The sequence below is a fragment of the Klebsiella sp. HMSC25G12 genome (assembly GCF_001807705.1).
GTDB classification, from domain to species: Bacteria; Pseudomonadota; Gammaproteobacteria; order Enterobacterales; family Enterobacteriaceae; genus Klebsiella; species Klebsiella variicola.
Genome location: NZ_KV789817.1, coordinates 1 through 12,526, shown reverse-complemented (window position 1 = coordinate 12,526; position 12,526 = coordinate 1). Strand labels below are relative to the sequence as shown.

The 12,526-nt window shown below is 48.0% G+C and carries 12 protein-coding genes and 2 pseudogenes; 8 read left to right on the top strand and 6 right to left on the bottom strand.

Translation table 11 applies throughout. The features are described 5' to 3' along the window. Positions 1-143: 143 nt before the first annotated feature. Both HMPREF3096_RS04670 and HMPREF3096_RS04665 read left to right on the top strand, forming a co-directional pair. The gene (locus HMPREF3096_RS04670; protein ID WP_077251107.1) at positions 144-1,490 is read left to right on the top strand and encodes an ISNCY family transposase; all 1,347 of its coding nucleotides are present in this window, start codon (positions 144-146) and stop codon (positions 1,488-1,490) included. 159 nt (positions 1,491-1,649) lie between these two features. Continuing rightward, the gene (locus tag HMPREF3096_RS04665; RefSeq protein ID WP_031591821.1) at positions 1,650-2,354 is read left to right on the top strand and encodes a toll/interleukin-1 receptor domain-containing protein; all 705 of its coding nucleotides are present in this window, start codon (positions 1,650-1,652) and stop codon (positions 2,352-2,354) included. Between the two features lie 334 nt (positions 2,355-2,688). Here HMPREF3096_RS04665 and HMPREF3096_RS04660 read toward each other — a convergent pair whose 3' ends face one another. Next, positions 2,689-2,946 (bottom strand): hypothetical protein, encoded by a 258-nt coding sequence (locus HMPREF3096_RS04660; protein ID WP_023292103.1) that lies wholly within the window; start codon positions 2,944-2,946, stop codon positions 2,689-2,691. Between the two features lie 641 nt (positions 2,947-3,587). Between HMPREF3096_RS04660 and HMPREF3096_RS31320 the strand changes: the two are divergent. From HMPREF3096_RS31320 to HMPREF3096_RS30315, 4 genes and pseudogenes are all read left to right on the top strand, one after another. Next, a pseudogene (locus HMPREF3096_RS31320) lies at positions 3,588-4,100 on the top strand (CSS-motif domain-containing protein); the annotation flags it as partial. A gap of 66 nt (positions 4,101-4,166) precedes the next feature. After that, positions 4,167-5,003, top strand: coding sequence for an EAL domain-containing protein (locus tag HMPREF3096_RS31315; protein ID WP_032409249.1), 837 nt, complete (start codon positions 4,167-4,169; stop codon positions 5,001-5,003). A 180-nt stretch (positions 5,004-5,183) separates the two neighbouring features. Beyond that, positions 5,184-5,798, top strand: coding sequence for a hypothetical protein (locus HMPREF3096_RS04650; RefSeq protein ID WP_023316428.1), 615 nt, complete (start codon positions 5,184-5,186; stop codon positions 5,796-5,798). Between the two features lie 71 nt (positions 5,799-5,869). Further along, positions 5,870-5,986 (top strand): annotated as a pseudogene (locus HMPREF3096_RS30315) (transcriptional regulator); the annotation flags it as partial. Between the two features lie 67 nt (positions 5,987-6,053). On the opposite strand, the gene HMPREF3096_RS04645 reads toward HMPREF3096_RS30315, so the two are convergent. The 5 genes from HMPREF3096_RS04645 to HMPREF3096_RS04625 are packed head-to-tail and all read right to left on the bottom strand — an operon-like array spanning position 6,054 to position 10,041. Beyond that, a complete protein-coding gene (locus HMPREF3096_RS04645) occupies positions 6,054-7,019 on the bottom strand; it encodes a DMT family transporter (RefSeq protein WP_004118146.1) in 966 nt (321 codons plus the stop codon). After that, positions 7,016-7,834 carry an amino acid ABC transporter ATP-binding protein gene (locus HMPREF3096_RS04640; RefSeq protein WP_004206594.1) on the bottom strand — a complete coding sequence of 273 codons (819 nt, stop codon included), beginning with the start codon at positions 7,832-7,834 and terminating at the stop codon, positions 7,016-7,018. The genes HMPREF3096_RS04645 and HMPREF3096_RS04640 overlap by 4 nt, the downstream gene beginning before the upstream one ends. A gap of 4 nt (positions 7,835-7,838) precedes the next feature. After that, positions 7,839-8,501 (bottom strand): amino acid ABC transporter permease, encoded by a 663-nt coding sequence (locus HMPREF3096_RS04635; RefSeq protein ID WP_004206593.1) that lies wholly within the window; start codon positions 8,499-8,501, stop codon positions 7,839-7,841. Continuing rightward, positions 8,498-9,169: an amino acid ABC transporter permease gene (locus tag HMPREF3096_RS04630; RefSeq protein WP_020325003.1), complete on the bottom strand. Its 672-nt coding sequence runs from the start codon at positions 9,167-9,169 to the stop codon at positions 8,498-8,500. Before HMPREF3096_RS04630 ends, HMPREF3096_RS04635 begins: the two co-directional genes overlap by 4 nt. Positions 9,170-9,192: 23 nt before the next feature. Next, on the bottom strand, positions 9,193-10,041 hold the full coding sequence (locus HMPREF3096_RS04625) for a transporter substrate-binding domain-containing protein (RefSeq protein WP_004206591.1): 849 nt from the start codon (positions 10,039-10,041) through the stop codon (positions 9,193-9,195). Between the two features lie 155 nt (positions 10,042-10,196). Between HMPREF3096_RS04625 and HMPREF3096_RS04620 the strand changes: the two genes are divergently transcribed. Then, positions 10,197-11,150 carry a LysR substrate-binding domain-containing protein gene (locus tag HMPREF3096_RS04620; RefSeq protein ID WP_020806218.1) on the top strand — a complete coding sequence of 318 codons (954 nt, stop codon included), beginning with the start codon at positions 10,197-10,199 and terminating at the stop codon, positions 11,148-11,150. A gap of 86 nt (positions 11,151-11,236) precedes the next feature. Beyond that, positions 11,237-12,454: an aminopeptidase P family protein gene (locus tag HMPREF3096_RS04615; RefSeq protein WP_004206589.1), complete on the top strand. Its 1,218-nt coding sequence runs from the start codon at positions 11,237-11,239 to the stop codon at positions 12,452-12,454. The last annotated feature ends 72 nt before the right edge of the window (positions 12,455-12,526 follow it).

The window sequence follows — 12,526 nt, the reverse complement described above, 5'->3', positions numbered from 1 at the left end:
GATAACGGACATTTCAATTGAGCCTTGACAAAGGTTGTAGCTCCCATATTCTAATGTCACTTTTAACCCATTTAGTGATGTCACTTTTTCTGGCATAAAGGATCCAATCCTCAGGCCATGGAGACATCAGGATGCTTGTGACCATGTCAGATAAAGAAATCAGTCGGATCAACGTCATTCAATCAGTTGTTGAAAAACGTATGCGCCGTCGTGATGCTGCTCATCAGCTTGCTTTGACCGAACGTCAGACACAGCGGTTAATGAACCGCTTTCGTGAGTCTGGTGCCGCAGGATTGGTAAACCTTCGGCGTGGACGCCCTGGTAATCACAGGCTTCCTGAGTCACTGAAGCTGCGAGTTCTTTCGTTACTTCACGATCATTACAGCGACTTTGGACCAACACTGGCCGCAGAAAAATTACGCGAACGCCACAACATCACAGTATCTGTTGAAACGCTCAGAAAATGGATGACAGCGGATGGACTCTGGGTTCCTTATTCACGTCGCAGGCCCCGCGTTCATCAACCCAGATATCGGCGTGACTGCCTCGGAGAACTTGTTCAGATTGATGGTTCCCCGCACGACTGGTTTGAAGGCCGTGCACCGAAATGCTGCCTGCTCGTCTTTATTGATGACGCGACTGGCCGCCTGATGCACCTCCGTTTTGGTGAGACTGAATCAGCTTTTGATTACATGATGGCCACTCGCGAGTATCTCGAGCAACACGGCAAGCCCCTTGCGTTCTACAGCGATAAGCACGGCATTTTCAGGGTCAATAATGGAGGATCCACTACGACCGGAGTCACCCAGTTTGGCCGTGTACTTTCTGAACTTGGGATCGAGTTGATTTGTGCCAACAGTCCACAGGCTAAAGGCCGTGTGGAGCGAGCAAATCAGACACTTCAGGATCGGCTTATCAAAGAGATGCGTCTCGAGGGAATCTGCAGTATTGAAGCCGCCAACGCCTGGCTGGATACCTTCATCGCTGACTTCAATCGTCGCTTCGCAAGACCAGCAAAATACCCCAAAGATCTGCACCGCCCGGTGTCTGAAAGCAACGAAGAGCTGGATGATATCTTTGCTTGGCAGGAACTGCGTAAGCTGTCTAAAACGCTGACATTCCGCTATGACAAAATGATATATCTGGTTGAACCTACTGAAGAAAATACTCGCATCGCTGGCGAGAAAATAACTGTCTACGACTATCCTGACGGCACGCTGGCATTCAAATACGGTTACCGTTCACTCAAATATCAGGTGTTCGACAAACTGGAATGTCTCGACCAGGGGCAAATTGTTGATAACAAACGTCTTGGGGCTGTACTGAAGCTGGCGCAAAGCAAAATGGATGAACTCGAACGCGATGGCAAGCGTGACAGGAGCAAAAAGATGCCAAAACGACGGGCTCAGGCCAGAGTTCAGGAGCAACTCAGGGCAATTAATCCGGTCCTGGTAAACCCGGATGAATTCAGGGCCAGCCTGAAACGCTAGCCCCCTGCTCTTTTTTTTGGATAGTTCAGCTGTGGCAGTGTGATGAAGTACAAGCTTTTGAAAACATGGCAGTTGAGTTTGCAACCAATAATCCCCATTACTTATCTGGTTTTACTATCACAGCAGATATATTCCAGAATATTAAGGGGAAAACAGAACATGGCCAGATGTACGGCTCCTGTACGTGGACATAGCTCAGCAGCCGCCGCTGCTGCCTGTCCAGCCTGTCGCAATCGCAGTGGTTATCGCCGCAGCAGCTACAGTTATGATAGTTATCCGTCCTACTCCTCGTCAGGCAGCGCTGGCGGAAGTCGTGGAAGCAGTAGCGGTGGTTCCAGCAGCGGTACAAAGCCTCGCTGGTCAAAATCGGGATCTTCCGTTTCCTACACAACCGCCCAAGTACAATCTCTCACACCGATTCGCCAAACGGTAGAGAAGCTTGTCGCAGAGAAGCCGGATTTGCGTGATGTATTCCTTTGCCACGCTTGGGATGATCGACAAGGCGTAGCCAAAGAGCTACACGATTTGCTCGAGGCTGCAGGCGTCAAAGTATGGTTTAGCGAAAAGGATCTTGCTCTTGGCGTTCCTATGATGCGTGCCATCGATAAAGGATTAGCAAATTCTCGAATCGGTCTGGTATTAGTGACTCCAGCGCTATTAAACCGACTGCCCAAAGAAGGCGTTGCTGATAAAGAGCTTTCAGCTTTACTGGCCGGGAACCAACTCGTACCGATCGTTCATAACACAACGTATGAAGCTCTCCGCAATGTCAGTCCCTTGCTCGCATCCCGAAGCGGTCTGGACACGGGAGAAGATACGCTGGCAGTTGTCGCAACAAAAATTGCAGAATTGATTACTGTGTAGAGTAACGACTCCCACTCAAACTAAAATATCTGGTCTACTACCGCAGGCCAGATATTTTACCTTTTATCACCTCTCCCTTCAGAACATAACTTCCGCCCATGTCCATGTCACTTCAGGTGACATTTGAAACTGGCTAAACCGAGTGACTTTTTAATCTTGTAATAACAAAGGTTGTCAGCACAAAGCGTTATTGTCGTCTCAGGGGCTGCGGATGTTTTCCTGGACTGTTATGTTGTGATCATTATTATTGCACAACAAATTTTCTTTTCCTCACTTCACTGATTCTGACGTGCGTTAAGTAAAAACTGAGAAGATCTGCCAAATAATATATGATCTAATGTAGCTCTATATTATTTTTCCCGGAAATTAGCTGCAACAGATATATTCTGTCTTTCTCAATGAGAGCTGGAAATGTATCGCCAGTAGCTGCCAGCAGAGACCATACTTCCAGGATGGCATAGGCCTTGGTATATTCAAGTGCGAAACCTAACCCTTCCAGAGAACCTGCTCTGCGAATATGTTCACATATTGCATTTTCACATACTCGTGTCAAGGCTTCATAGCTGAGCGAAAAATCATATTTTTTATCCATCTTAAGCTATCTCCACCCAAATGCAGATATCTGGTTACACATTGTAATGCGAAACATTATCAATAATAACCCGATTATAACATAATCTTTCGTTTTGTAATGCCGGCACTACACAACATTATACTCTGTTTTTTTAAAAAAAAGAGTACCTTTGTTTTGATGCACACCTTAGGGGGCGATCGCCCAGCAAAAAATCAATATTCGTTCTATAATAGCGAGTAGAAAACCGCATTACATGCATTGCTTAAAAGTTGCGCAATAAATCTGGAGCCTTCACAAGGCTATTAATAACGCATGAATTATCTCTGTAAATCATAACCAGTATCTATCCGAACCATGTCACATTATTTGATTCATACCCGTGATGAGTAAGGCAAGAATAGGTATACTGGAATAGTATGTTCAGTGCCAGCTAATCGGTCAGTGAAGTTGGCGAAAATATAGCTTTATATCTTTACAATTTGAGGGGAGATCTGCATGGTTAGTCGTAAGCTGGAACGTTTGATTAGCCCTGGAAAGTGGATACATAATCTATCAGTCCTCTCTTTATCGATTCTTTCAGCTGGTATATTTTTTTTGTATTATCTGAGAGCGTAGCTTACCTGATTTTTCGGGATAAAATTAAAGACTATACTTCCGATGTGCTTGTTCGCTCTGAATCGCTCCTAGTTCAGACTGAATCTGTCAAGACTGCTGCAAAGTCACATGTGAATATAGGAGACAGTCCATGTACTAATGAAAATATCCTACATCTTCGGGTTGTAGTATGGCCCTATCCGTTGATTAAAGATGTTGGCTACATCATAAAAGGAGAATTAGCCTGTAGTGCTCTGTGGGGGAGTTTACGTCCCACCTTAAGTCTGGAACATTTTGATAAAAAATGGCCTTCGCGGGAAGGAGTGTGGCTTTTTGGTATTAAGCTTATGGATGATATATCCGTCAATGGATATATTTCTGAAGGTATTATGGTGACCCTATCACCATTTGTCTTCAGACGATTCGAAACTGATATGTATTCAAAAAACTTTAGCGCTGTTGTCGGAAATAGTAAGCATGACAGGCATTACTTCAATATAGGACCTGATGCTCCTCTTCTTGATCGGCATGATAGCGTTCCACTAAGGTTTAGAGTGTTTAGGGCATGTAGCCTACATTATGATCTCTGTGTTGCAGGAGGTGGGTATTTTACGGGGATATTTTCAGAGCACTGGAGCATACAAATGTTATTAGTAACAGTGTCACTACTTTCCGGTATAATGATTTATATTATCATTATGAACAGAGCAGAACTCAATAGTTCACTATCTGCAAGGTTTGTAAAGGCTTTGAAAAATGAAGCCCTGTCGCTGGTCTATCAACCTATTTACAGAATTGAAGACGGACAGATCTGCGGATTTGAGGCCTTGCTCAGATGGAAAGATGAAAGACTCGGGAATATTAGTCCTGATGTATTTATACCGCTTTCTGAAAGGGAAGGATTGCAGGAGGATGTGACTTTATTCGTCATTGACCATGCTATCCGAGAATTTATCCATACTGCTATTCAGAATGAAATATTTTTGAGCGTAAACATTAATCCAAGCGATCTTGACTCAGAAAAATTCAGGGATAAACTACTAGGATTAATTTCTGAATATAATATCCCATATAAAACAATCCTTCTTGAAATTACGGAGCGTCAAGGAGGGGATTTTGAAGGTATGAAAATTCACATTGATAAATATAAAAATCATGGTGTCAGGTTTGCCATCGATGACTTTGGGACAGGATATTCTAATCTTAATCTGGTAGCTGCGCTTGATGTAGATGAAATAAAAATAGACAAATCGCTAACTAGTGCTATTGGTACTGAATCTTTACGATATGATCTTCTTCCCGGACTGCATGAGATGTTCCGCTCCATTGCAGATAAGATTGTGTTTGAGGGTGTAGAGACTCAGGAGCAGGTGAACTATCTGAAGACGTTCTGGCCACAGAGTTATGCTCAGGGCTGGTATTACTCCAGAGCGCTTCCGCTGGAAGAAGCGAGAAAACTTACCATCCGGGAATTGAACTGACCGGCACTTTCAGCGCAAACACTCAGCAATTGCTTGCCGATCAGCTGGTAGAAATTGAAGGGCAGTGTAATCACCTTGATGTAGCCCCCTCAGTTTGAAGCGGCCTACCGCGACCTGCTTTCCATCCGTACAGAAGATGATCTGACCCGGATTTTGCTGCGTAATGCACAGTACCTCCGCATGCGAACCAGCCAGGTTCTGCCACGGGGACAGCAGTTCTACGGCGGGACTGCGCTGTATTTTGCCCTGTTCTGCGATGTCGCCGGTCGTGATGAACAGACGATTGAAGCCTTCTGGGCCAGTATCGCGCGTTTCTGGGGAGCCTGGTATCGTCGGCAGGATTATTATCAGCAGATCAACCAGCTGCGCGGAGTCATGGGCAAGGCGCCGGCGAATGGTCTCAGCGAGGCGCATGCGGTGGGCGTTTACAGCCGGGTCGCAGTGTTTCAGGATGAAAGCGGCCAGAAAGGACACAGTCAGGTGCTGCTGACCCTTCGCACAGAGAATACGCAGGCGCTGCCGGCAGGCGAGTTCGATCAGTTTGAGTTGCCGTTCTGTAATGGTCACATTCTGGTGCCTGATCCGGGCTATGGCGCCCCCGTTGTTTTTCTCAACAATGTACTCGGCCTGGGGTTCTGCTTCCGGGAAGGAACCTGCTCCATGCACTGCTACACTGTGGAGGACGCCCGGCTCGGGGCTACCCAGACACTGACGGAAGTGGCGGAAGCGCTCGTCAGTAATGTTGATGCTCCCCTGCGGGCCTACGCTGCAACCATCCCGGTAAATCAGAGGTAGTTTCTGTAAAGGCCACGACCGTGTGGTCTTTCACTGCATGTGCAGCAACTGGATACCGGGGCTGGCTGTGAATTTTCTTGACGGCTGAGGCGTTTGAGACACTGGTCCGGGAATTCACCACGAAATGTGAAGAGGGTTCTTTGGACGGGGCCCTGACCGGACTTCGCTGTCTGTACGGAGAGCGCTGAATGATTTGTTAAGTGAATTTGTGCAGTATACATTCTGTACATGTACGCGAATCTGATTAAGCCATCATCAGCTACCCTTGACTTCCGGACTATTACCTGCGTAGCCACGACGGCTGAGCTGATGGTAATGTACCGTGACCAGAACCCCGCCCAGCAACAGTAAAATGGCGGCAGTTTCCTGCAGATCCGGAATGCGCTGTGAATAGATAAAACCATATAGCAGCGCGAAAAGGGTTTCAAAAACCACCATCTGCCCTGTCAGTGATACCGGAAGACGCCGGGAACAGAGATTCCACGCCAGATATCCCAGCCATGAGGAGACCACGGCTAACATCATGTTCGTTATCCAAAAGAGCGTTTGAGTGTGTTCCGGTAACGACAAGTCAACTGCAGAAAACCTGAATATACTGGCGATGAGCCACAGCAGTACCGAAATACATCCCGTACACAGGCCTATCAGGAGCGACCACTGGTTGCTGTTGTAAGGGAGGTTTTTCAGACAGCGGGAGTTCTCGACAGCGTAACGGCTCCAGCACAGTAATGCAGCGAAGGCACAAAGCATCCCCAGCATCTGCCGTTTTCCTTCTGTAACTTGGTGCGAGGATGTTTGTAGCGCATGCAGATTAATCAGCACCACTCCGGCAATGATAGCCGCCATCGGCAGCAATAATTGCCTGAAGGGCGGCGCATGCTGGTCCCTGCGACCAAGCACCGGAACCATCACCGGAATTAAACCTATCACTAACGATGTCGCGGCAATACCTACCTGCTTTACGGCCACCGCGACGAGCAGAAAATAGAGGACATTGCTCATCAGCGAAAGACGGATCAGCGTCAGCAGATCGCGATGATGCCAGACGCGGGCAATGTTGCGCCATTGAGGTATAAGTAATATTGCCGCCAGTATTCCATAGGTAGCAAAGCGACCGCAGGTTAACAGCAGTGGTGAGATCTCGGGTAGCAGTACCGGTGGCAGGAAGATGAATCCCCAGCATGCGCCAGCCAGGGCGCCAAATATAATCCCCTGCTTCATGCTGACTCCTGAAATGCCGTTTCAGGTAATCTCGTCCCCGACTGACGCTCACTCCACGACGACAAAAAATACTGCAGCCGCGGGCTTTTCGGCCGATGGAACAGTTGCGCCGGCGGTCCCTGCTCTTCAATGCAGCCATCGGCAAGAAACAGCACACGATCGGAGACTTTTGCGGCAAACCCCATCTCATGGGTCACAATCATCATGGTCATACCATCATCGGCAAGATTTCGGATGACCTTTAGCACCTCCCCGACCAGCTCCGGATCAAGCGCTGAAGTCGGTTCATCGAACAACATAATGGCGGGTTTCATGGTCAATGCCCGGGCGATGGCAACGCGCTGCTGCTGACCACCGGATAGCATCGCGGGCCAGCTATCGGCTTTGTCTGCCAGACCAACCCGCGCCAGCTGCTTTTTCGCTTCGGCGTAGGCTGCTTCACGGGAGACCTTTTTAACCCGTCGCAACGGCGTGGCTACGTTATCGAGTACCGTCATATGCGGCCACAGATTAAACTGCTGAAAGACCATACAGACGTCGCGTAACGCCTTACGGTTTTCCTTGTCGCTTAAACGCCGGCGTTTTTCGCCGCTGAGTGGTTCATAGCCGACGCACTCGCCATTCACCACAATGCTGCCGGAGCTGTAATCCTCCAAAAAGTTAATGCAGCGTAACAGCGTGGATTTACCCGACCCTGAGCCGCCAATCACGCAAATGACTTCTCCGGGAGTAATGCTGACATTGATGCCACGTAAAACATGGTTTTCGCCATAATATTTATTGAGGCTGTTAATCTCAATAGCATAATCACGCATACTATTAACCTCGGCTTAATTGAGAATAAGAATAATGACGCTCTATTTTATTACCCAAACGGGAGATACCAATCGCGATTCCCCAATAGACAATGGCCATTAAGGAGTAGATTTCAACCATCGCATAGGTCTGGTTGGCAATGGCCATGGCGGTATTGGTGAGTTCACCAACCGTAATAATCGACAGCACCGACGACTCTTTTACCAGAATAACGCTCTGACCAATCAGTGGCTGGATAATTCTCGCGAACATTTGCGGCCAGACAATGAAAGTAAATATTTGCCACGGACTTAAACCAAGGTCTGCCGCCGCTTCGCTTTGTCCGCCAGAGACAGCATTGCGACCTGCACGGAATATTTCCGAAAAATAAGCGGAACCATAACAGCCCAGGCACAGTACTCCGACCTGTTGGGCCTCGAGGTTAATACCAATATAGGGCCCACCATAAAAGACTAAAAATAGCTGTACCAGTAACGGCGTGCCGCGAAAAACATTAATCCATGTATGGTATATCACATTAAGTAGCGCTGGTTTTTGTCTTTCGAGGAGAAAAAAACACAGACCGATCGCCAGCCCCAGCAGGATACCGCCGAGGCTCATTTTTAGGGTCATTAAAATACCGGCGGCGATGGCATCTTTATAGGTAAAAAGTATCTCAACATTCATTTTGCTAATACCCTTTTAGCCGAAGATGAGCGGTTTTTCTCTAACCTGACGCCAGCGATACTCAGCCCCCATGAGGTCAGGAAATAAAGGAGCCCACATGCCGTATAAAACTCCAGCGGCCGATAGGTGGTTGAGGCCAACGTTTGCGTCACTCTCATCAACTCATGGACCGCCACCACCGAGACCAGTGCCGAATTTTTGATAATATCAATGGTTTCATTAATCAATGCCGGCATCATGGTACGCAACACCTGCGGCATCTGAATATAAAACAGGGTTTGCGCCGCTGAAAAGCCAAAATCTCGTGCTGCCTCCAGCTGGCCTTTGGGTAACATGTTAAAACCGGCCCGAAGAATCTCCCCCTGAAAGGCCGCGGTATTTAATGAGAGGGCAACAACCGCCGCCAGCAATGGCGAAAGCGTGATCCCCACGGCCGGCAAAGCATAAAATATTAATATCAACTGGACCAGTAACGGCGTGCCACGGTAAAAACTGACATAGATTTTGCAAAAACAGCGCACGAGACGCTGCTGAGAATTTAACCCCAGACAAATTAACCAACCGAGGATCAATCCTGTGACAATTGCGCTCAGTGATACAGCCAGAGTACTGAGCACGCCGATTAATAGCTGAGGGAAATAGGGAAACACCACCGAAATATCAAACATATTGCCCTCCAGTATCCATCAAATTAGTTTGCCGGGGTTGGAACTTGCTCTGGAACGGCCATAGAAAAACCCAGCCATTTGGTTTGTAGCTGCGCCAGTTTTCCCGATTTATTCAACTGCACAATGCCGTCGCTGACAAATTTGACCAGTGAGGCGCTATCCGCATCTTTTCTTCCGGCCCATGCATACCAGGTGGCCGGGCCAAACGGCGGGCGTACAATTTCAAACGTATCACCACGTGTCTTCACCAACGGCGCGAGGTTCGGCAGCGATTGCACAACCGCGTCAACACGATGTGCCGCCAATGCCGCGTAAGCTTCGTTATAATCAATAAAGGCTTTTATTTCTTTAACGCCGTGACCGGTGGTGGGTTTAAGTACCGATGCTTCATACTCTTTTAGCACAGCAATCTGCGGCGCCCCGGCCTGACTGGCGACAATCATGCCCTGGAGATCTTTGGCGCTGTTAATACGGCTATCCCCTTTGCGTTTCAGAATGGCTACGCTGGCGTCAGAAAAGGGAGCGGTAAAGGCGAATTTAGCTTCACGATCGCGGGTGATGGTTAAAGAGGTTGCCACAAAGTCGAATCGTTTGCTTTCCAGTCCGGGTAAAATCCCCTGAAATGGAATATCCAGCTGAACCACTTTCACCCCGGGTAATCCCTTCATGACTTCCGTGAGAATATCTTTTCCCAGACCGACTATTTTGCCATCTTCAAGCATTTCAAAAGGGGCATAGCGCGCTTCTGTGGCAATCACTATTTCTTTTTTTTGCTTAATATCATCCAGCAAATCAGCCTGGGCAGTGGGTATCATTAATGGTGAAAGTTGTATGACAGACATTGACAGTAACAGCCACAGTTTATTTTTCATGAGATTTCTCCGCGAATTTGAATGACGCTGATAATATTTATTCATTCTCTTAGCGGCGACAAACGGTGGTTTCTAACTGATAACTATTAGCACGGCTAATGGTGCCTTTGGCATGAATAGTGCTTATTGCAGGTTATTTAGCAACAGAGAAACCGATGATGCAACCTAAACCAGGTTTGCCGTCCCTGGACGGTTTGCGCTACTTTGATGCCGCGGCGCGTAATCTTAGTTTTACCCGTGCCGCGCAGGAACTTTTTCTTACTCAGAGTGCGGTAAGCCAGAAAATTCAATTACTTGAACAACATCTTGGCTATCTTGTCTTTCACCGGACTCCCGCAGGGTTACGCTTAACCCCGCAGGGTGAACAGCTGTTTATCGGGGTGCGTCAGGCATTTTCCATCCTTGAAACCACGCTGCACCAAACCGGTGAAGAAACTCTTGAGGGCACCATAAAGATTCGGGTTATGCCGTCCTTTGCAACCAAATGGCTGCTTCCCCGATTACATCAGTTTTATGAGCAGTACCCTGTCAGTCTGGAAATTGATGCCGATATGACACCCGCCAATTTTAAATCTGACGCAGTCGATATCGCCATTACTCCTTTTTGGGTTGACGATAAAAATTTAATTCAACGACACCTGTTCAATGATGTGATCTATCCTGTGATCAGCCCGGATTTGATGAAAAACCGACCTCTGAAAAATTACAGCGATCTCTGCGGTTTACGCTTACTACATGATTCCATGCCGCAAAATGCCTATAGCACCCACTGGCGATCTTATTTTGCCCGCCTCGGGCTCTATGACCTGGATGTTGAGGCTGGAACCGGCTTTTCCCGTGCCGACCTCGTGCTCCAGGCCGCCTGCGCCGGACAAGGGATCGCCTTAAGTCGTCACTCTTTGTGTGCAACGGAGGTTCGCAATGGCGCACTGATACGCCCTTTTACAGATATCGTCGAAGACGGACAGGTGTGGTTAACCTGTCCGCGTAATAATGAGAAACGGCCACGCGTTCAGGCGTTGGTCAACTGGCTGACGGAGGAAACCGCGCGTCATATTGCAGAACGCAAGCAAATCCTCAGTGAATATACACTGCATAAGGCCAGCTAATGACGACAAATTAATAATCTCCGTTTGTCGCAAGATATCGTTTTCCAGATGATGACAACACGCCATTATCAACAACGGAGTTTATCATGAGCATGCCAGATATTATTGAATTAGCTAATGGACAAAAAGTAAAAGGAACGTTCAGCACCCATGAAATGCAGCGCCGACTGTCAGGATTACGCGCCATCATGGAGGCAGATAGTATTGATGCAGTTATTTTAACCTCGGTTCATAATATTAATTATTACGGCGATTTTTTATATTGTAGCTTTGGACGCCAGTATGCCCTGGTGGTGACGCCGAGCCAGTCATTTTTAATTACCACCAATATCGATGGCGGCCAGGGATGGCGTCGTAGCTACGGTGCAAATATCGTTTACACGGACTGGCAGCGTGATAACTATTACCGGGCAGTGCGCAAAGTGGTTCCTGATGATAGCCGGCGGATTGCCCTTGAAGGCGACCATGTGACGATCGAACAGCGTGCTAAATTTTGTCATTACTTAACCCAGACAGAGTTTGTTGATATTGCCCCGGCGACGATGCGTATGCGCATGATTAAGTCTGCCGAAGAGATCGCGCTTATTAAATTTGGTGCCCAGGTCGCCGACCTCGGGGGGGCGGCATGTATCGAGGCGATTGCCGAAAATGTTCCCGAGTATGAAATCGCACTGGCGGCCACGTCAGCGATGACCCGGGAAATCGCGAAACGCCTGCCGCATGTTGAATTGCGTGATACCTGGACGTGGTTTCAGTCTGGCTTGAATACTGATGGAGCACACCATCCGGTGACATCCCGTCGTCTCAAGGCAGGCGATATTTTATCGCTGAACTGTTTTCCAATGATTGCCGGCTACTATACCGCGCTGGAACGAACACTGTTCTTCGGTCAGCCCAGCGATGAGCAACTACGTTGCTGGGAGATCAACTGCGAAGTGCACCGCCGTGGGCAGGAGTTAATCCGTCCAGGCACACGTTGTTGCGACATTGCCGCCTCGCTTAATGAAATTTATCGCGAGCATGGTCTTCTGCAGTACCGGACCTTTGGTTATGGTCATTCGTTCGGCGTACTGAGTCACTATTATGGTCGTGAAGCCGGTTTAGAATTGCGCGAGGATATTGAGACCGTTTTGGCACCAGGAATGGTTGTCTCGATGGAGCCGATGATCATGCTGCCGGAGAGCATGCCGGGGCACGGTGGTTACCGCGAACACGATATCCTGGTCGTAACCGAAATGGCAGCAGAGAACATAACTCATTTCCCCTATGGTCCTGAGCATAATATTATTGCAGCTAATATATAAGCATGCCGAATGACTCCTGTGCTGCGCCTTGATAAGAAAATAATGAGCAGCAGATGGCATCGCACCGTCTCT